The organism is Bacillus cereus group sp. RP32, assembly GCF_040459735.1.
Classification (GTDB): Bacteria; Bacillota; Bacilli; order Bacillales; family Bacillaceae_G; genus Bacillus_A; species Bacillus_A wiedmannii.
Genome location: NZ_JARVHO010000001.1, coordinates 1375722 through 1397171, shown reverse-complemented (window position 1 = coordinate 1397171; position 21450 = coordinate 1375722). Strand labels below are relative to the sequence as shown.

Sequence of the window (21450 nt, the reverse complement as noted above, 5' to 3'; positions counted from 1 at the left end):
ATAATTTAGTTACTTTTATTTTAGCAAATTACAATATTCCAAGGTGTTAATTTTTTGTAAAGACATCCGTACAACTTAACGTTTTGATTCGAAGGATAAATTAATAGTCGTTTTCAACACTCTTTCCAGCTGCTTTTTTTGTTTTTCAGCTTGCACTTTTTCCGCTAATGCCGATTGCTCACATACAATTTTAAATGTTAATCCTTCTTTACTTTCTGTTATAGATATCGATTCAACAAGTGATCTTTGTCTTATATTCAGAGCTGCTGAAAACTGTAAAACAGCCCCTAATAGGCGGATTTTTTTTTGTTCATTTTTATCAAACCATCCTTCAAATGGGGACAAATGTTGTTTGAATAACATTTTTGATTTATAAGACGCAATAAGCGCTAATCTAACTCGCTCTTTATGCATCATCCCATCAATTGTTTTATTCGCTAATAAATAAAACGTATGTAAGCGGCTCGCTTCTTCGTCTATATATTTACCTATATTAAATACTTTCGCTGCTTGATGAAATACTTCCCAGTCTTTTACTGACATAGAAATCAGCCCTGTTTCTTCAAGTTGTTGACAAATGAGTCTTCCATGTTTAATAAGCTGCATTACAAATTCCATATCCATTTCATATTCATGTGATAATAAATACAAACTTTCTTCGACTACGTTCGGATAATATGAAATCCCCAAATCTTTTGTCAACTCTTCATAGAAAACACCTTCTCGTAACCCTTTTCTACTTAACACAAATGCTGGTGCCTCTATAACATTAACAAGCGTATGAAAAACTTCGACTGCTGGAATAATTGTATCTGCTCGATCTTTTGCCAATCCTTCCAATTTTTGAAGTTCTATGAACGACAATGCTTCCAATTCTTCTTTCACATTTTTAATATCTTCTTCTTTCATTTTATATAAATGTACCCCTGCTATAGGATAACAAATTAAATTTTGATGGATTTTCACTAAGTTCCTCGCACTACCACCAATTGCAATAAGAGGCAATTTCTTATCAATTAACCATGGTAATGTTCGAAATTGATATTCTAAGTACGTTTGAATCTTTTCCAACTCGTCTTCAGTAGGTATATCCCCTTTAATAAATTGTTGCTTTAAAGAAAGTGCTCCAAAAGGAAAGCTATGGTACTCTAGAATCTCTCTATTTCGAAAATATGTAACTTCTGTACTTCCTCCACCAATATCTACTGTAATTCCTTCAGAGAACGAAGTTGAATTCATAACCGCTAAATAGCCGTAACGTGCTTCTTCATATTCTGATAAGAGTCTAAGAGTAAAGTCTGTTTGTCCTTCAACCAGTTTTTTAATTGCCTCTTGATTCTCAGCCTGTCTAATTGTTGCTGTTGCAACACAAAGTACATGATGCAACTGGTGGAATCGTGTACTTTCTTGAAATTGAAATAACGTTTGTAACAATACCTCTATTCCTTCTTCATTCAACACACCATCAATTAAGTAATTCCTTAGCCGAGCAACCACTTTCGTATTTTCAATCTCCTTATAAAAACCTCCGTTTTGCTTTTCATAAATAACTAAACGCATTGTATTAGATCCAATATCTATAATGGCATATTGCTGTTTTAATATTTCTTTCAAACTTCTCACTCTTTCATTATCAAATTTCTAAAACACATTCTATTACTATTATACAAAATAGTTGTTTTTTGTGACAATATTGCTTTAATATTGAAAATATATACAATCACTTTTTGCATATAATAAAAACCTCTTTTATTTATGTTATAATAATGAAAAATTGAAAGGAGATTCAATATGAAACCTTCACAACCACAATCTCAATTACAAAACCAACATTCTATTAATCGACTAGCTCAATCTATTTTCGTTGTGAATCGTCATGCTAAAGCTGCAACTAATCCGAAGTATTTATACTGGTTAAAAAAGACGGCTTTAGAACGCTTAATTGCTGAAAAAAAAGCTATTAAAGAAGGATTACATTTTTCTAGAAATCCACGTTTTAGCCAACAACAATCTGATGTTCTTATACGTTTAGGTGATTATTTTTTCCATATTCCTCCTACCAAAGAAGATTTTCGAATCCTACCACATCTTGGTCATCTTGAATCCTCCTATCGAAATCCGAAAACAACCCTATCTTTAACAGTAGCAAAAAAAACACTTCAAGATTATATTGGTCCTGAAGCATTGAAACAAGAAAAAAAATTAAGTGAACCTGTTCCATGGTATAGTCGTACTTATACAAAAAAATAAAACAGTTTGGCCAATTGTAGGCCAAACTGTTTTATTTTTTCTCTTCTTTAATTTTAATATTTGCTTGTTTATAAAAAGCTATTTTTTCTGTATTATAAGATTTCGTAAATTCATTAAACTTGTCTTTTTCTGATTCAATATCCTTATAAGATTGATTTACTACTTTTACCTTTTCACTAATATCTTTTAATTTTGTACCTTTATCTTGTAACATTGTATATAATTCTTTTTCTTGTTTTAACGATTTATTATAGCTATCATACATCTTGTTAAATGAATCTTGTCGTTTCTCATATGTGCTTTTCACTTTACCTGCTTGATCTTTCAATTTCTTATCTTCAATTTTCTTCACATATTTATCTACTGATTTCACTTCTTCTTGTGCCTTATTTAAAGATTCTTTTTCTTTTTTTAGCACTTTTTCTCGTTCATCTGTATTTTTCACTGCTTGGTTCAGTTTTTCCTTAACAGTTTGATTATTATCTTTTCCTTCTTGAACAATCTGGTTATATAATTCTTGTCCTTCTTTCTCTAAAGTTTCAAGTTTCTTTGCATCTTCAAACATTGTTTTTTCTTGCTTTGCAGCATTTTCAAACGCAACATATAATTCCTCTTCTGGTTTCGGCCCGAAACAACCGGCTAATAAAGTCATTGATAATGCAGTTACAATTGCTAATTTACTATACTTCAACATCTTTTTCCTCCTACTTATATACGATCATCGTGTAAAAAGCTATGAAAATTATATACCCTTCTATAAACTCCACACTCGCACCTTTTTTACGAAAATCATTGATATTATTTATTATACTTGTCAAATTGTATTACTTGAAATTACATTTTACGTCTTTGAACTCAATAGCAGTTTCGTATCCATCTTTACATATACTTTTACTTGGTACTTTTTAAAACTTGTTCATCCTATGTATTACATAAAAGTACAACGGAATTCATCACAGCCATAATAATTTGAAGAACAACAGTAATAATTCACCTGATAAAAGATGTTCGTTATTCTCTCACGTCTATCATTCTATCATTCCCTTTCCGCTTTCTATCAAATAATTTCTTTGTTCATTTTACACAGTTTAAATGCTAACTTGCAAAAACTTACAATTATTCTTGTCATTCCCTAAAAAGGAAAAGTGTAGAGCATGCTTCCCTCTACACTTTTAAAATGAAACACATTGTGCAAAATGCATTGACACATCCATCATAATTATATGCTTATTCCATATATTTTTAAAGACTTTTATTACAATAAAAGTTCTTTTTGTAATAAAAGTCAAAAAAATGTTACATTAAAAACTTCTTCATATCATATTTCTTTAAATCAAAGTTTCACTCATTTTCTTACAAATCCCTATGCTGGTACAATTGATTTTGTGCCTTTCTTAACAATTCTTCAAAAGTTTTTCCTCCTATTGGATAACTAGCAGCTCCAAATAATAGCGTCATACTTAACAAACCATTTTCTATTTCACTTTCAATATTTTTCATTAATCGATTTGTTATTGTCGACTTTTCATGTCCGTTATCAATCGCCACAATAACATACTTATTTTCATCCCACCTAGTAACGACATCTCCTTTACGAATTGTCTTTACAATCGTACTCTCCAATTTTTGTACTAACACCTCCAATTTTTTTTCTTGCACTGTTTCTTTTAGTTCTTTCCATTCTTTCACAGAAAGAATGTACACTGTAATATTATGAGAATCCCGTTCTGATAAAGCAGCTACTTTCTCAAAGAAATCAACTACAAAATCATTACTTGCCATTCCCCCTACTTCCGTATCCATACGCCCACTCGCTCTTTTATCATACCAATGTCCAAAATAATAGCTGAGTATCATTTGCAATATATAAATAATAAAGACGGTATAAAATGATCGCGAATCCAGTTTTGTAATTACATCCTGAAGCGCAATCCATTCTGTAACTGCCACTGTATTCCCAAGTAATAACCCACTAATTTTCCCTTTATGTTTCATACTTCTCCTCCTTTCTATACCAATATATGTTTCTATAACAATTATGTTTTTCTACAAAATAAAAAATGTACATATTGAGTGTACATTTCCGCTTAAGCTTGTCTACCATTTCTATTCTATTTCATATATATACTATATATCGTTTTAGAAAGAGGTGACTTATATGCTACAAAAAGAGAATCTATCAGATATTATACGTTTACTAGCAGGTTTTCTATTATCATTAAAATTACTGTTTAATTCTTTCGGAGTGAACTTTATTACAAACGATCAAATTGATGCTATTGTAAATGTTGCTTCCTTTCTTTTCATTTTATATTTTGGTTATAAAAATAATTATGTAGGAAAAAAGGAATCGAGCAAAAAAAAGTACTCAAAAAACACAATCTTCATTAAAAAAGGAACCTTTCTTACAGGTTCCTTTTTATCATTGCCGCACAACAACTTCATTTGTTTGCAGTGGACCATATGATACTCCTTTATATTGAAATGTATATGTAGCCTGAAATAATGCGTTTTTAAGTGCTTTATCTTTATTTGCTTTTATTTTACAAATTAGTTCTACCTTCTCATTCGGTAATAAATTATCAATCCGCCACCTTACAAGCTGGAACAGGAACTCACTCATCCCCTTATCAGCCTTTAATGAGTTTGGAATATAGGCAAAATAATCTCGAATCATATGACTTACTACAACTCGTGAAATCATTTCCATTCCTTTATTTTCAACTTCAATTCGAATAATAAGTATGTCATTTACATCATAGGTCAGTTCATATGAAAATTTTTCTTTATACATACTACGGATTTGCAATGTAACTGCTACATTAGGACATTCGTTTTCTTTTTTTGAGCCATCAATCCATAACACCGGTTGTAGCGGCATTGAACGCCTACCTTGATCTGAAATTCGTTTCCATATTTTCATAATAATATTCACCCCATTTCAGATGCATCATATCCATACGACCTTATTCTGCCTCTCCACACAATATTAATAAAGCTTGTTACAAACGATATATAGTTATTACTCTTTCTTTTATCCTATTCGACAATATAAAGAAAAAACCATTTTTCCTCTGTTAACAGAAGGTATTCTTACTGAAATATTTTTTTACAATTTCCTTCATTGACTTTACACCAATACTAAGTATTGCTCACTCTTTCTCTGTCCATACAACAGAATATTTTGGCGGAAGAAAAAGTTTGCCTTTTAGTCAAATTTGACTATAATATTCTTTATGGCTTTGTCAGTGCACTTATGTAAATTAATTTAAAAAACTATATTTCAAATTTTTATGCGCTGCACTCAAAACTTCATATAGTTTACTTATTATTAAAGGAGGGTTATATTTGGAATCTCAATTATCAAAAAAAGACTCCAACAATACAAAATTTGTTGTTGCTGGTTTACTACTTGGTATTTTAATGGCGGCAATGGATAATACAATCGTTGCAACAGCAATGGCAACTATCGTTGGAGACTTAGGAGGATTTGACAAGTTTGTTTGGGTCACGTCTGCATATATGGTAGCAACAATGGCAGGGATGCCTATCTTCGGAAAACTTTCTGATATGTACGGACGGAAACGCTTTTATATTGGTGGTCTCATTCTTTTCTTATTCGGTTCTGCACTTTGCGGGACAGCATCTAGTATTGAGCAACTAAGTATTTATAGAGCAATTCAAGGGATCGGTGGCGGTGCTCTTATGCCTATCGCCTTCACGATTATGTACGATATATTCCCACCAGAAAAGCGCGGAAAAATGACAGGGCTATTTGGTGCGGTTTTCGGGACATCTAGTGTATTTGGCCCTTTATTAGGTGCTTATATTACAGACTATATAAGTTGGCATTGGGTCTTCTATATTAATATTCCATTAGGAATTATCTCCTTCTTCTTCATTACTAAATACTACAGTGAATCTCTAGAATTTAGAAAACAAAAAATTGATTGGGCTGGCGCTATTACACTTGTTATTAGTATCGTTTGCTTAATGTTCGCCTTAGAACTTGGTGGTAAAGAATACGCATGGAATTCCACTGTAATTATCGGTTTATTTACAACAGTTGTTATTACGCTTATTATTTTCTTCTTCGTAGAACGAAAAGCAACTGAGCCTATCATTTCTTTCCATCTATTTAAAAAACCTTTATTCGCAGCTAGCCAAGGCGTTGCCTTTTTCTATGGTGCCGCTTTTATTATTTGTACAGTTTATATCCCAATCTTCGTTCAAGGTGTTCTCGGTGGTTCAGCCTCCAATGCTGGATTAATTTTAACACCTATGATGGTTGGCTCTGTAATTGGAAGTCAAACAGGTGGACAGTTAGCTTCTCGAACAAGCTATCGTAACATCATGATGGTATCTGGCATTTTCTTCGTAATTGGTATTTATTTACTAAGCACTTTAACAATGGATACACCTCGTCTACTTGTAACGCTATTTATGGTTCTCACTGGACTTGGAGTTGGTTTCTCGTTCTCAGTTTTAAGTATGTCTTCTATCCACAAGTTAGAAATGCGAGACCGTGGTTCTGCTACATCAACAAACTCATTCTTCCGTTCACTCGGTATGACTCTTGGTGTAACGATTTTTGGTACAATTCAAAACCATATTTTTACTACTAAATTAAACACTGTGTTCCCTCCAGAACTAGCTAAATTAGCTCCAAAAGGCGGAGACACAAGTTTCTTATTATCACAAGGTGCTACCGAGAAGATTCCAGCTGAAATATTAACTGGTATTAAAGATGCTCTCGCTACCTCTATTGCCAGTACATTCTTCTGGGCACTGATCCCGGCTGTACTAAGTGTTATTTGTATTTTACTTATGGGAAATGAACGCCTCTTTACAGGTCCAAAAACGAAACAAAAACAAAAGCAAGTAAGTTAATATAGAGAAAAGAAACGGCATATCCCTTTATGAAAACGGATATGCCGTTTATACTATGTATAAAGTTTTTATTTATAGGAGTTGAGACAGCATGAGCATGAAACTAGTCATTCTCGGCTTGCTACTCGAAGGGGATAAACATCCATATGAAGTGCAGCACATCATGAAAGAACGACAAATGGATTGTTATATTAAATATGCAAAAGGATCACTTTACTACGCCTTCGAGCAATTAGAAAAGCAGGGTGCAATTCGTATTACCACGATTGTTCGAGATACGAATAGACCCGATAAAACAATCTTTCATATAACAGAAGAAGGTAAACGGTTATTTCACACGTTACTATTAAAACAATTCGAGGCAAAAAATCAAATATATAAACCAATTTATTCAGCACTCTCTTTCGCTCATTTTGGTGATGATCAAGAGTTAATTCCTATTTTAGAAAAAAAGAAAAATGATACCGTTCAATATTTACATAAAATGCAAACTATATATGATTGTAGTAAAGGACAAATTCCACGTGCACAACTATATATTTTACAAAGCGTTATTGAACATATTACAGTTGAATTGCAATGGTTAAACACCCTCCTTACAGATGCAGTTGCAGGGCGACTGTCGGAAATTGATATAGATACAAATTAAACTTATAAAGAAGAAACTGTAAAAAGACAATAAAGTTATTTCTTTTTACACCCTAAAACAAGCATAGCCCCGTTCTAATTTAGGACGGGGGATGCTTGTTTTATTTTCGCTATAAGATACTTATTTCACTGCACTCAAAAATATAACAAAGATTTATTTATCACCGGCATCCCATAATAGAAGATTATTTCTTAAAATTCTATATAAAAAGGTTGTTGATTTTCATCCAAACTGTATTCAATTCTTTGTCTGAAATTCATAAAATTCACCATCTCTAACGCCTGCTCAATAGGATAGAACCCTACTTCCAAACTTTCTGGTGTAGTCGTTAATTTACCTCCAACTGGTCTAGCTAAAAACAACGTATTACATATTGAATGGTTCACATTTTGGAATACTCCACAAAATTTTAAAACTTCAATATCAATACCTGTCTCCTCTTTAGTCTCCCTTATTGCAGCATCCTTCAAAGACTCTCCTTCTTCAACTTGTCCACCTGGCATTTCCCATCCTCTTCTAGGTCCCTTAATTAATAAGATTTCTTTTTGTTCATTAATTACAATTGTCGCTGCTGAAACTATATGTTTTGGTGGTGAATAAATATTTTGTGTACTTTGTTCCAATTGAAATTCCCCATTTCTATAAACTTAGTATATGTATCTTTATACAGAAACCTTTTTCTTTCTTGTGATAACTTACTATTTCAAAATGAACCATTCAATCCCCTTCCTCATTCCAGAATATGGATTAATTTTCAAATAACATAACTAGCATCTTAGCTCTGTACAAGTACATACTTCTTTGTATGTTTAATCGTACTTACTTTCAATTCCTCTTACTTTTCTTCGTCTTATAAAAACCAGAATAATCCGAATAATAAAAATAAAAAACTTTAGAATTTTCTTATTTTAAAACAGTAGACAAAATTCCAAAAATTGTGTTAGAATTTGTTTCAATATCATATCGCTTGTTAACTTCCTTTCAAAAGGAAAATAGGTACACGAAAATTTCGTTTCGTGTTTAAAAGGGAAGCTTGGTGAAACTCCAACACGGTCCCGCCACTGTAAATGCTGAGATTTCTTTTCTATGCCACTGTGAAAACGGGAAGGTAAAAGAGATTATATGAAGCATAAGTCAGGAGACCTGCCTGTTTTAACAACACTGATAGATTCACGGATGATGATGAGGTGTTAAAACAAAAAGGAAGGCTTATTTTCTATGCCTTTATGCTTTTTGTTATAGGTATTTCCTAGTAAACGGAAATGCTTACTTTCAATTAGGGAGGAATTTAAAATGGCAATTCAAACAAGTAACTTAGGTTATCCACGTATCGGACTACAACGAGAGTGGAAAAAGACATTGGAAGCTTTTTGGTCCAATAAAATCGATGAAGAACAATTTTTAACAAAGATGAAAACAATTCGCCTTCAACACGTAAAAGTACAGCAAGAAAAAGGGATTGAACTCATTCCAATTGGCGACTTTACATATTATGATCACGTTTTGGATACTGCTTATATGCTAGGATTTATCCCATCACGTTTTTCTGAGTTTACATCTTACCTTGATGTATATTTCGCAATGGCGCGTGGCTCTAAAGATCACGTAGCTTCTGAAATGACAAAATGGTTTAACACAAACTATCATTATATCGTTCCTGAATATGAAGAGGGATTACAAATCTCTTTAAAAGATAATCGTCCACTTCGCTTATACGAAGAGGCAAAACAAGAATTAGGAGTAGATGGAAAACCTGTTATTTTAGGACCATATACTTTCTTAAAATTAGCTAAAGGCTACACACAAGAGCAATTTGCTACGATTTTAAAACAGTTAGTTGCACCTTACGTACAACTGATTTCAGAACTACATGCAGCTGGTGCACAAGTCATTCAAGTTGATGAACCGATTTTTGCTTCTTTAACGAAAGAAGCAGTTCAACAAGCAAAAGAAATTTATGAAGCTATTCGTAAAGAAGTTCCAAATGCGAATCTTCTTTTACAAACATATTTTGATAGTGTAGAAGAAAACTATGAAGAAATTATTACATTCCCTGTATCCGGTATTGGATTAGATTTCGTTCATGGTAAAGAAGGTAATCTAAATGCTATTTCAAAATATGGATTCCCAGCTGATAAAACTTTAGCTGTCGGTTGTATAGATGGCCGTAACATTTGGAGAGCTGACCTTGATGAAGTTCTTACGTTATTTACAACGTTACAAAAACAAGTCCAAACGAAAGATTTCATCGTTCAGCCTTCTTGTAGCTTATTGCATACGCCAATTGATAAAACAGAAGAAACTCACTTATCAACTGAGCTATTCGATGCGTTAGCATTTGCAAATCAAAAATTAGAAGAGTTAGTTCTTATTCATTCCGCTCTTACTCAAGGTACAGAAAGCATTAGTAATGAGCTGGAAACATACCGAAATGTACATCATACAATTCGTTCATCTGCTGCACGTAACCGAGAAGATGTTAAAGCAGCACGAACAGCACTAAAAGAAGAAGATTTTTCACGTCCTCTTCCATTTGAAAAACGATACGAATTACAACAAGTTGCCCTGGAGTTACCGTTATTACCAACAACGACTATTGGTAGCTTCCCGCAAACAACTGAAGTTCGTCAAACTCGAAAAGAATGGCGTAACGGTGTTATTTCAAATGAACAATATGAACAATTTATTGAAAAAGAGACAGAAAAATGGATTCGTTACCAAGAAGAAATTGGTCTTGATGTTCTTGTACATGGTGAATTCGAAAGAACTGACATGGTCGAATATTTTGGTGAGCGCCTTGCTGGTTTCTCATTCACTAAAAACGGTTGGGTACAATCATACGGTTCTCGCTGCGTAAAACCACCTGTTATTTATGGCGATGTTGCCTTTATTAACGGAATGACTATTAAGGAAACGGTTTATGCACAAAGCTTAACAGAGAAAGTTGTAAAAGGAATGTTAACTGGACCTGTTACGATTTTAAATTGGTCCTTCGTTCGAAATGACATTCCAAGAAAAGAAGTTTCGTATCAAATTGCATTAGCTCTTCGTCACGAAATTGAACTACTTGAATCTTCCGGAATTCGAGTAATCCAAGTCGATGAGCCAGCACTTCGTGAAGGAATGCCACTAAAAGAAAAAGATTGGGATGCTTATATTACATGGGCAGTACAATCCTTCCTTTTAGCAACTTCTTCTGTAGCAAATGAAACACAAATTCATACGCATATGTGTTACAGTAACTTCGAAGATATTGTTGATGCGATTCGCGCATTAGATGCAGATGTGATTTCTATCGAAACATCAAGAAGTCACGGTGAATTTATTGACACATTAAAACATACAACATACGAAAAAGGCATCGGTCTAGGTGTATATGATATTCATAGCCCACGTGTACCGAGTAAAGATGAAATGTATAAAATCGTAGAACAATCTTTAGAAGTATGTGATCCTAAATATTTCTGGATTAATCCTGATTGTGGTTTAAAAACGAGAAGAACGGAAGAAGTTATCCCGGCTTTAGAACACATGGTGCAAGCAGCAAAAGATGCTCGTTCCCTGCTAAAAACAAACGCATAACAAAAATGGGTTATCCTCAAAAAGGATAACCCATTTTTTATTCTTTACTTTCAAAAAAGAATTCGTATTGTATTTTATATAATTCATCATCCGTTGGTTCTTCAAGAGGAGTTGCCTGTAATACAACTGTATACTCACCATTCGGAATAGGGATTTGGAATTTATTCGAAAGAATACTTGTTACAACGATACATTCATTTTTAACTGTAAAAGGAACTGTAACCGTTCTAATCACCTCTTCTTTCTCAATATGTTTCCCAGGGGTCACTTTTACTTCACAAGTATAATCAGAGAGTGCTTCAAAAATAACAGTTCCATCCGCCTTCGCATAACCTCTTTCAAAATCTTCATCCGTCCAGTCTACGTAAGGCTGATCACCGTCATAGTTCATCAACATTAATTGCGAATAAGAAATTGTTAACTCCATCGTTCCCCTTCTCCTTCATTATGAAATATGCAACTACTACTTTACGTCAAATTTCACACGCGTACCATCTGGGTATTTATCTAACTTATTTCCTACCCAAGACCCTGCTCCGCGGTTATCTGCTGGACTTATATATTCAATATGTGCTCCTTTTCCGCCTTCTTTACACATCGCCATTGGCCATTCATCACGATCATACCCTTTTTTTGATGGGTATGGAGCTAACGATAATTTTCTTCTATCCGCAGCACCACCACGGTCGATTGTACAAACTTCTGAATGTCCTTCTTTTATAGCATCCGTAATATGTTTCCCTGTCTCTGGATAGCGCTCTTTCGGAAATTCTAGAACTTGATCATATGCATTGGTTTTTTTGATACTTGTTTCCTCTGGAACAAGTACTTCATAAACCGCTACTACAATAGAAAGAATTGCAATAATTGAAATGATAATACCTTTTAATTGCTTCATGTATACCTCCATGCTTCTACCAGTTTCTTTTCCTCAGTTATTATAACAAACTTCTCCTGTATATGTTTTCAGACATTATTTTAGCTCTTCTTCGCCATTCCGCCAAAAACTCTCATTTTTCTTCATCTTTTCACTAATGCTGTAGAAAACTAATAACCTTCCGACATTCTTTTTTAAAGGAAGTCCTCATAAAAGATTGAAATGATATATACGATACTTTTTGGGGAGGAAATAACATGGAAGCTATCTATAAAACGAAAGATGTCACGAATAAAACAGGCATCCCAAAACATATAGTCCGTAAATATAGCCAACTGTTAGAGGAACATGGTTATATCATTTCAAAAACAGCTGATGCTCGTATTTATAAACTGGATGATTTAAAACTATTGAAATCTATACATGAAAGAGCTGCTAAACTGCAAGAAGATATTTCAGAAACGATACCTATTATTTTAAAAGAAAAAGAGGCCCCGCCTGTACCCGCTATACAAGATAAGCAAGAAATACAAACGAAAGAAAAAGAAGATGGGCGTAACTTTGAGGAGTTCATGTTAAAACTTGAAATGCTCGCTCAATTAAATGAAGCAATTATTCATCAAAATTCTACCCTTATTACCCAAAATCGTTTAAAAGATGAAAAGCTAGATGAATTGATGCAACAAGTTTATGTAAAAGAAGGCTCTCAAGAAAAAATGCTACAAGAGTTAGTAGATCATGCCGCTCAAACAGATGCCCTGCAAAAAGAAAAGATGGACTTATTAATGAATCATATGTATAAACGAGAATCCAAGCAAGAGGAAAAAATGAATAAACTCGTAAATCAAATTTATAATAAAGACAGCAACCGGGATGCACAACTTATGCAAGTGATTCGCGAAATTCAAGAAACAAAAAGATTAGTCGCAGCTTCGAAAGAACAAAGTTTTTTTCAATCATTTAGAAGTTTATTTAGCCGATCAAAACAAGAAAAAACATCTGAATAAAATAATATTTTTTTCCTATATAAAATAAAAAGTTACCTTCCATCGGTAACTTTTATTCCTTATTTCTTACAGCTGGCAATGTAATAATCGCTTCAGTTCCTTTCCCACTTTCGCTTTTATATTCCAGCGTACCATTATGCGCTTGTAAAATACTAAATGTTACCATAAGTCCTAATCCTGTCCCTTTTTCTTTTAAAGAATAATACGGTTGTCCCAGTCTTACTAACTGTTCTTTCGTCATTCCAACACCACTATCTTTAACTCTTATTACTATCGTTTCATCTTTTTGCATAGCCGTTACTTTTAAATATCCTTTATTTCCTTGGATTGCTTCAATACCATTTTTAACAACATTCATAATAGCTTGCTTCAATTTCGTCTTATCACCGATCGTATAAAGACTTTCAGAAATCTCAACTTGCAAATATACACCTTGCATCGCTGCAAATGATGACATAAGAGTTGTCATTTCAATTAATTGAGCGGATAAGCAAATGTGTTCTTTTTTCTCAATTTGCGGCCTTGCTAAATTCAAATAATCTGAAATAATTTGTTCTGCCCGATCCAATTCGGCTAATACGAGACGCATATAATCCTTATTCTTCACATCTTCCGTACTTTCTAACAATTGAATAAAACCACGAACAACAGTGAGCGGATTTCGAACCTCATGTGCAACACTTGCTGCCAACTCACTTACAATATTAAGCTTTTCTGACTTTTGCATCTCTGTACGTAATATTGCATTTTCGTTTAAATATTCTGTTAAGTACACTTGAAATACCATAGTCATAACCATAATAAGCGAAGCAAATATATATCCGCTATATAAGTGTGAAATGTGTGGTGTAAACCCCGTTTCTAACAGAACGTTAATCATACCAATCACTAAAGAAACAAGTACGTACAATGATGAAATCATAAATGCTAAAATTAGCTTCTTATCCCTTGAAAATAGAGACCATTTCTTTGATAAAAATAATGGAACTATCAATAGAAATATTACTTCTATGACCGGAAGAAGGCTCATTCCCTTTAGCGCCCATTCATATGCAACAAAAATAACGGCCGGGATTAAACCAACAATTCCACCATATAAAAAACCACTAACAATCGGGATTGGGTGAAAATTATACCCACAAATGTCACCAAAACAAATAGAGTATGTCATGGAGAGAATGAGTGTAATGCTGGATAAAAACATAATAAAGTAGCGGTTCGGCTTCGGAGGCATTTCTTGATAACGATTTAAACGAATCGCTTCATATAAAAATAGTGGCAAAATAATGATGGCAATTTGGATCATTAAATCACGGATCAGCTCCATAGCCTCTCATCCCCTATATGTATTTTGATATGATTATATCATTTTACGGGTTTATTTGTTTTAAAATTTTGATTTTTCTTAACATATTTATTAATTCTTTGTTAACAGCACATAATAATTGTTACAGATTTTCGAAATGAATGTAAACCCTGTACCAAATTTCGGCCTGACAGTATACAATGAATACGGATTACAAAGAAAATAAAAAATACTTCATGAGACGGACAACTATAGCAAAATACAGCATATAATCCATACTATCTATGTTTACAAATAAGTGATCATTATTTTAGTAGGAGGAAGATAAATATGGCGGGTACTACGCTTGTTTTAAAAGAAGAAAATTTGGTCGTTCTAGAAAATGTTGAAAAATCAGTATATGAAGAGTTACAGCATAAAACCGGAGAAGAAAATTGCACATGTGCTGTGAACGAATCAGTTGTTCACCTTGGCAAAGTATCCTCTGTACTTTGGAATGAAGATGAAATAGATTGGGAGTACGGATATTAAAAAGTCGCTTACAGCGGCTTTTTTTCTATTATCCCTCTCTTTCTACATAACATATACGCAAGCGAAATCATAGAAAATATGTTAAAATGAACTTAATTTTCAAACGGAAGAAAGGGAGATACAATGGAACAATTCATTAATCCTAGAGTGACGGACATCCAAATTTCTGGAATCCGTCAATTCTCTAACATGATTCAAAACTATGATAATCTTATCTCTTTAACAATTGGACAACCCGATTTCCCTACGCCTTCTCTCGTAAAAGAAGCGGCAAAACGGGCTATTACAGAAAATTATACAAGCTATACACATAACGCTGGTTTACTAGAATTACGCAAGGCAGCTTGTAACTTTGTAAAAGATAACTACGATTTACAGTATTTACCTGAAAACGAAACCATCGTTACAATCGGTGCTAGTGAAGCAATTGATATTGCATTCCGAACGATTTTAGAGCCAGGAACAGAAGTTATTTTACCTGCCCCTATTTATCCAGGATACGAACCAATTATTCGATTATGCGGTGCTACACCTATTTTTATCGATGTTCGTGAAACTGGCTTCCGTTTAACAGCCGAAGCGCTAGAAAATGCTATTACAGAAAAAACAAGATGCGTCGTACTGCCGTATCCTTCTAATCCAACTGGTGTAACTTTATCAAAAGAAGAATTACAGGATATTGTAACTGTTTTAAAAGATAAAAATATTTTCGTCCTTTCTGATGAAATTTATAGCGAACTTGTATATGAACAAAAGCATACATCTATCGCTCATTTCCCAGAAATGCGTGAAAAGACTATCGTCATTAACGGTTTATCAAAATCTCATTCTATGACTGGCTGGCGTATCGGTCTATTATTCGCACCAAGCTATTTAGCAGGACATATACTAAAAGTTCATCAATACAACGTAACGTGTGCTACTTCAATCGCTCAATATGCTGCAATTGAAGCATTAACAGCTGCTAAAGATGCACCAAAAATGATGCGTCATCAATACAAGAAACGCCGCGATTATGTATATAATCGACTCATTCAAATGGGCTTAACAGTTGAAAAGCCAACAGGTGCATTTTACTTATTCCCATATGTTGGTCATTTAACATCTTCATCATTTGATTTTGCACTTGACCTTGTCAAAGAAGCTGGACTAGCTGTCGTTCCTGGAACTGCATTTTCTGAATATGGTGAAGGCTATCTTCGCTTGTCCTATGCGTATAGTATTGAAACTTTAAAAGAAGGCTGTGATCGATTAGAGGCCTTTCTACAACAAAAAGCTAAGAGTTAAACTCTTAGCTTTTTGTTGCATAATGATCGCAAGTTTGGCGCTTTAGTAATTTATGAGGAATAATAATACACTTTGCAGTAGACTCTGCATTCTCTACTTTATCCACTAAAGCTTTTGCTGCCTCATATCCTAGTTGATAAATATTCACATCAACTGTCGAAAGTGGCGGACTCGCAATTTCTGATAATAAAGCATTGTTAAAGCTTATAATGGAAACATCCTTTGGTACAACGAATCCTTTTTTAGAAAGAGCACTTAACACACCAAGTCCAATTAAATCATCCGTTGCGACAATTGCTGTCGGTGGTTGCTGTAGTCCCATTAACTCCTCAACGGCTTGTTGACCACTTTCCCTCGAAAAATCAAAATGTAAAATATACTCTTTTGGTAATACAATGTCCGCTAATTTTAAAGCATCACTCATACCAGCCAAACGATCTCTCGTTACAAGTAAATCTGATCCACCGCCGATGAACGCGATTTGTTTATGACCTAATGAAATCAAATATTCTGCTACTTCTCTTGCAGCTGTATAATTGTCATTATCTACATATGTAATTTCATCTTTTCGATCATACGGTTTCCCAATTAAAACAAACGGGAAATTTTGTTTATGCAAATATTGAATAATCCGATCATTCTCTCTTGAATATAAAAGAATAATGCCACCAATTTGGCGCCCCTGTACCATCTTTACAACACCATTAAAAATTTCATCTTCCGTCTCACCTGTCGACATATAAAGCGCATACCCTTCCACATGTGCAAATGAACTAATCCCTCTTATAACTTCTGGGAAAAACGGATTTTGAAAAGCTTTACTTGCAGAACTTGGCATAACAAGACCAAGTGTTTTTGTTGTTTGGTTAGCTAGGTTTCTTGCGTTTAAATTGGGATGATACCCTAGTTCACTCATTACTTTCCGAACACGACGCTTTGTTTTTTCACTTATACTTGGATTATCAGCAATTACACGAGAAACGGTAGATGGTGCTACATTCGCCTTCTTCGCCACATCTTTAATTGTAACTGTCATAAAAATCCCCCTCCTCTCACTTCTCTGCCATTTTGTTATATATTTTAATCTTGCACCCGTTGCAAGTAATAGGAGCAATCATAAACTTTCATTGATTCTATCTTGTAATACCTATCATATTCTCCCTCTCCATGTATTGTAAGGGATATAGCTCTTTTTTCCTATACTATAATATACTATTTATTTCACTTCTTTTCATATGTGATGTCAAATCTCTTTTCATCTCCCTATAAAGCTTTTTATAGGGAGATGAAAAGAAAAATGGGACATAATGTCCCATTTTTCATCCTTTCGTACCTCCAGCAGTTAAACCAGAGATAAAGTATTTTTGTAGTGATAGGAATAAAATTGAAATTGGGATTGCAATCAATACTGAACCCGCTGCGAACGTTGTGAATTCATTACCAAATTTCTTCGCTACCATTTCATATAACCCAACTGCTAACGTATAATTTTCTGGTGTGCGCAAAATAACACTCGCTAAAATGAAATCTGTAAATGGACCGATGAAAGTGAATAACGCCACAACCGCTACGATCGGCTTTGCAAGTGGCATAATGATTTGCCAAAAAATACGGAAATGTCCTGCCCCATCCATACGAGCTGACTCATCCAATTCTTTCGGAATCGTATCAAAATATCCTTTCATAAGCCATGTATTCATTGGAATTGCCCCGCCTACATAAATTAAAATTAATGCAAGGTGCGTATCGATTAACCCTGTTAACTGTGCTAATACGTATAGAGCGATTAGCGCCGCAAAGTTTGGAATCATTTGCAGAATTAAAAATGTTAATAAACCATTTTTTCTTCCAACAAAACGGTATCTTGAAAATGCATAAGCAGTAAAACTAATTGCTAACACTGAGAAAATCATCGTTATAACACTTACTTTTAATGTGTTTTTATACCATAGTAAATAATTACTATTCTCTAAATCTAATAACTTACGATAATGATCTAACGTTGCATTTTGCGGAATAATACTTGATCCAGATAAACTATCACCCGGATTAAACGATGAGCCAATAATCCATAATAATGGATAGAAAATGATGGCACACATTACGAAAATAACGAAATAACTTAATGAGAGACGTAACATCTTTTGTCTTTTAATATTCATTTACATCATATCCTCTTCTTGGAATGATTTTGTTCTCTTAAATTGCCATAACGCAACTGTAATAACGATTAACGATAAGATCATTGTAAGAGCTGCTGCTTTCCCGTACTGCGCCGAAGTCATCGTTAACTTATAAATCCATGAAATTAAAATATCCGTTCCACCTGCGTCTTGTCCAGCTACAGCAGGACCTCCGCCGTTAAATAGATAGATGATACTAAAGTTATTAAAGTTAAACGTATATTGCGTAATTAATATTGGTGCTGTTGCATATAGAACAAGTGGCAATGTAATTTTACGAAACTGTTGCCAAGCTGTAGCTCCATCTACTGTAGCAGCTTCATATAACTCCCCTGGAATCGATTGCAATATACCTGTTGTCATTGCAAAGACGAACGGGAATCCAAGCCACGTTTGAATCATAATTAAAGCGATTTTTGCCCAAAATGGATCTGTCATCCAAGCAATCTTTTCGATTCCGAATAACGCCAATACTTGATTGTTAATTGCTCCAAATGTTTCATTAAACATACCAGAGAAAACAAGAATAGATACGAATGCTGGGACCGCCCACGGTAAAATGAAGATTGTTCGAATAATTGCCTTCCCTTTAATACCAGGCTGATTTACGATAATCGCTAAGAAAATACCAAGCGCAACTTGTAATGTCGTTGCAACGAATGTCCAAATGACAGTCCAAGAAAATACGCTTAAAAATGTCTCTCTCCACATCGGTAATGTAAAGATATCAATAAAGTTTTTGAAGCCCACCCAATCTACTAATTTAGCTGGAGGAGAGTGGTATAGATCATAATTCGTAAATCCAATTAAAATTACGAAGATGATTGGAAATACAACTACAAAGATAAGTAATAGAAAACCTGGTGAAACCATTAAATATGGAAAACCTTGATCTAGTAAATTACGGTATTGCTCTTTTACAGAGTTTAATGGGGTTCCTATATCACGTTTCTTCCCGTTTTGATATGCATCATATAAATTAAATGCATATATTCCGAGTCCAAACATGATGACAATGAGTGCCAAAATCCCTTCTACTAATAGAAAGACAGAATGGTCACGTGGAACTTCTGTACCAAGCGTTACAATTCCCCATAATCCCATATTTAATAAATCAGCAAATGCTACAATAAATGAACCTGTTAATACTAGAAAAATAAGACCTTTTACAAATTGTTTATTATACATTTGGCCCATGCCTGGAATGATTGATAACATGGTTGCCATTTTCCTATGTTTTGAACCGTTTAAGCCGTTTGCTGGTTCCATAGATGTTTGCATGTTCCTTCCCCCTTTTTTCTGGGAGAGAATTCATGCCCCTCATATGAGAGGCACGAATTTCACCTTATTTTTTCTTACTATGATTTGCCTCAATATTACCTTTAATTTGCTTCACTGCATTGTCAAGTGCTGCTTTTGGTGCCTCTTTTTCCGTAACAACTAATTGAAGCGCATCTCCAGCTGGTTTCCATACTTCTTGCATTTCTGGAATGTTCGGCATTGGAATTCCATTTTCAGATTGTGTTGCAACTGCTTTTGCAGCTTCATTATCTTTAATGATTGGATCTTCCATTACTGCTTTTACTGGAGGAATTTCTTTTGTTTTCTCAAATCGAATTTTTGCGTTCTCTTCATTTGTTACCCATTCAGTGAACTTTGTAGCTAAATCATTTTGTTTAGAGAAACTTGTTACATGCCACCCTTTAACCCCAACAAATGTTTTCATTGGTTGACCGTTTGGTAATTTCGGCATTGGAGCAACGCCATAATCAATTCCGTTCTTTTCCATTGCTTGGAACGCCCATGGACCATTCATGATAGATGCTGCTTTTCCTTCGTTAAATAGTCCATCAGCAGCAGGTCCACCCGATTCACCGATAATACCTTTCGGGAATAACTTTTCTTTGTACCATTTTTGAAGATATTCAGCACCTTGTACTGCCCCACTATTATTTAATCCAACATCACTTGCATTTGGCTTTCCATCTTTTTCACCAAACACATAACCACCCATACCTGCCATGAATGCATTAGCAAAGTAGAAGTTATCTCCTAGTGTTAAAAATCCATACTTGCCATCCTTCGTAAATTCTTTTGAGAAGTTAAACAGCTCGTCCATCGTTTCTGGTGCTTTTGGCATTAATTTTTTATTGTAAATAAAGACTGGTGTCTCAATTGCTTTTGGTAAACCATATAATTTCCCGTTATATGTCTGTGCTTCTATTGATGATTCAGTAAATCTACTCTTCACAGCATCATCAGCTTTCACTTCAGAAAGTAAACCTTCTGTTACTGCGTTTCCAATTTGATCATGTGGCAATGTTACAACATCTGGTCCCGTCCCCGCTGGTCCATCAAGGCGTAACTTCTTCACTTGATCTGTCATTTGCATTTCAACGACTTTTACTTTTACTTTATATTTTTCCTCAAAACTTTTCACTGCTGGTTCTAAACCAACACCTTTTTTATCATCTTCCCAAACGAGAAGGTCGTAATCTTTCTTCGCTTTACTTTCTTCTTTCTTCCCTGAATCTTTCGGTCCACATGCAGATAACATACCAATTGATAATGCTGAAACCGTTAATAATGATAATGCTTTCTTCATCCCAAAAACCTCCCTAAATTGTATATGTACCTTACTAATTGAAAACGTTTGCATTAAATGGTTTAATAGAAGCACAAACAATATCTCAATCTATGAAAACGTTTGCGCTATTTGTCTATCATTATACATTCTTTTATTCATTTTGCAAATATTAATTTTAAAATATTATTACTACACTCCTTATACATTGACTTTATATGAAATGAATACTACTCTTATAAGCAATATTAAAGCTATGCAAAAAGCAATCGTTTGCAACATATACTTTATTATTATACTTAAG

Annotated in this window: 19 protein-coding genes, 1 pseudogene and 1 riboswitch; of the genes and pseudogenes, 8 read left to right on the top strand and 12 right to left on the bottom strand. The window is 34.1% G+C overall.

Annotation, left to right across the window (positions count from 1 at the left end; all coding sequences use genetic code 11):
* Positions 1-75: 75 nt before the first annotated feature.
* Positions 76-1623: an exopolyphosphatase gene (gene ppx, locus QCI46_RS07375; RefSeq protein WP_327958783.1), complete on the bottom strand. Its 1548-nt coding sequence runs from the start codon at positions 1621-1623 to the stop codon at positions 76-78.
* 168 nt (positions 1624-1791) lie between these two features.
* Between ppx and QCI46_RS07370 the strand changes: the two genes are divergently transcribed.
* A complete protein-coding gene (locus QCI46_RS07370; RefSeq protein WP_000804864.1) occupies positions 1792-2250 on the top strand; it encodes a YkyB family protein in 459 nt (152 codons plus the stop codon).
* A 31-nt stretch (positions 2251-2281) separates the two neighbouring features.
* Here QCI46_RS07370 and QCI46_RS07365 read toward each other — a convergent pair whose 3' ends face one another.
* Positions 2282-2944, bottom strand: a complete 663-nt coding sequence (locus QCI46_RS07365) for a YkyA family protein (RefSeq protein WP_088608085.1) — start codon at positions 2942-2944, stop codon at positions 2282-2284.
* Positions 2945-3603: 659 nt separating this feature from the next.
* A complete protein-coding gene (locus tag QCI46_RS07360; RefSeq protein WP_087985096.1) occupies positions 3604-4245 on the bottom strand; it encodes a diguanylate cyclase domain-containing protein in 642 nt (213 codons plus the stop codon).
* Positions 4246-4408: 163 nt separating this feature from the next.
* Here QCI46_RS07360 and QCI46_RS07355 point away from each other — a divergent pair.
* Positions 4409-4641: pseudogene (locus QCI46_RS07355) on the top strand (SPP1 phage holin family protein).
* 31 nt (positions 4642-4672) lie between these two features.
* Here QCI46_RS07355 and QCI46_RS07350 read toward each other — a convergent pair.
* Positions 4673-5173 carry a hypothetical protein gene (locus tag QCI46_RS07350; protein WP_000708184.1) on the bottom strand — a complete coding sequence of 167 codons (501 nt, stop codon included), beginning with the start codon at positions 5171-5173 and terminating at the stop codon, positions 4673-4675.
* Between the two features lie 425 nt (positions 5174-5598).
* On the opposite strand from QCI46_RS07350, the gene QCI46_RS07345 reads away from it, so the two are divergent.
* Entirely contained in the window at positions 5599-7140 is a 1542-nt protein-coding gene (locus QCI46_RS07345) for an MDR family MFS transporter (protein WP_353839870.1), read from the top strand.
* A 91-nt stretch (positions 7141-7231) separates the two neighbouring features.
* On the top strand, positions 7232-7789 hold the full coding sequence (locus tag QCI46_RS07340; protein ID WP_060488391.1) for a PadR family transcriptional regulator: 558 nt from the start codon (positions 7232-7234) through the stop codon (positions 7787-7789).
* Between the two features lie 191 nt (positions 7790-7980).
* On the opposite strand, the gene QCI46_RS07335 is transcribed toward QCI46_RS07340, so the two are convergent.
* Positions 7981-8412: an NUDIX hydrolase gene (locus QCI46_RS07335; RefSeq protein WP_128853570.1), complete on the bottom strand. Its 432-nt coding sequence runs from the start codon at positions 8410-8412 to the stop codon at positions 7981-7983.
* A gap of 354 nt (positions 8413-8766) precedes the next feature.
* Positions 8767-8954: riboswitch (cobalamin riboswitch) on the top strand.
* Between the two features lie 128 nt (positions 8955-9082).
* On the opposite strand from QCI46_RS07335, the gene metE reads away from it, so the two are divergent.
* The gene (gene metE / locus QCI46_RS07330) at positions 9083-11371 is read left to right on the top strand and encodes a 5-methyltetrahydropteroyltriglutamate--homocysteine S-methyltransferase (protein ID WP_327958787.1); all 2289 of its coding nucleotides are present in this window, start codon (positions 9083-9085) and stop codon (positions 11369-11371) included.
* A 37-nt stretch (positions 11372-11408) separates the two neighbouring features.
* Here metE and comJ read toward each other — a convergent pair whose 3' ends face one another.
* Positions 11409-11798, bottom strand: a complete 390-nt coding sequence (gene comJ, locus QCI46_RS07325) for a competence protein ComJ (RefSeq protein ID WP_000424016.1) — start codon at positions 11796-11798, stop codon at positions 11409-11411.
* A 36-nt stretch (positions 11799-11834) separates the two neighbouring features.
* On the bottom strand, positions 11835-12269 hold the full coding sequence (nucA, locus tag QCI46_RS07320; RefSeq protein ID WP_000811502.1) for a DNA-entry nuclease: 435 nt from the start codon (positions 12267-12269) through the stop codon (positions 11835-11837).
* A 236-nt stretch (positions 12270-12505) separates the two neighbouring features.
* On the opposite strand from nucA, the gene QCI46_RS07315 reads away from it, so the two are divergent.
* A complete protein-coding gene (locus QCI46_RS07315) occupies positions 12506-13255 on the top strand; it encodes a DUF3967 domain-containing protein (protein ID WP_000387495.1) in 750 nt (249 codons plus the stop codon).
* Positions 13256-13307: 52 nt separating this feature from the next.
* Here the strand turns inward: QCI46_RS07315 and kinB are convergent, their stop codons facing one another.
* The gene (gene kinB / locus QCI46_RS07310) at positions 13308-14582 is read right to left on the bottom strand and encodes a sporulation sensor histidine kinase KinB (protein WP_327958788.1); all 1275 of its coding nucleotides are present in this window, start codon (positions 14580-14582) and stop codon (positions 13308-13310) included.
* 309 nt (positions 14583-14891) lie between these two features.
* Between kinB and QCI46_RS07305 the strand changes: the two genes are divergently transcribed.
* Positions 14892-15092: a hypothetical protein gene (locus tag QCI46_RS07305; protein ID WP_000929285.1), complete on the top strand. Its 201-nt coding sequence runs from the start codon at positions 14892-14894 to the stop codon at positions 15090-15092.
* 123 nt (positions 15093-15215) lie between these two features.
* Positions 15216-16379: an aminotransferase A gene (locus QCI46_RS07300; protein WP_353839869.1), complete on the top strand. Its 1164-nt coding sequence runs from the start codon at positions 15216-15218 to the stop codon at positions 16377-16379.
* A gap of 4 nt (positions 16380-16383) precedes the next feature.
* Here the strand turns inward: QCI46_RS07300 and malR are convergent, their stop codons facing one another.
* The 4 genes from malR to QCI46_RS07280 all read right to left on the bottom strand — a co-directional run bounded on the left by malR (position 16384) and on the right by QCI46_RS07280 (position 21167).
* Entirely contained in the window at positions 16384-17415 is a 1032-nt protein-coding gene (gene malR, locus QCI46_RS07295; protein WP_048546170.1) for a maltose operon transcriptional repressor MalR, read from the bottom strand.
* A gap of 283 nt (positions 17416-17698) precedes the next feature.
* A complete protein-coding gene (malD, locus tag QCI46_RS07290; RefSeq protein WP_001022594.1) occupies positions 17699-18541 on the bottom strand; it encodes a maltosaccharide ABC transporter permease MalD in 843 nt (280 codons plus the stop codon).
* Positions 18542-19843 carry a maltosaccharide ABC transporter permease MalC gene (malC, locus tag QCI46_RS07285; RefSeq protein WP_327958792.1) on the bottom strand — a complete coding sequence of 434 codons (1302 nt, stop codon included), beginning with the start codon at positions 19841-19843 and terminating at the stop codon, positions 18542-18544.
* 64 nt (positions 19844-19907) lie between these two features.
* Positions 19908-21167, bottom strand: coding sequence for an extracellular solute-binding protein (locus QCI46_RS07280; RefSeq protein ID WP_000709925.1), 1260 nt, complete (start codon positions 21165-21167; stop codon positions 19908-19910).
* Between the last annotated feature and the right edge of the window lie 283 nt (positions 21168-21450).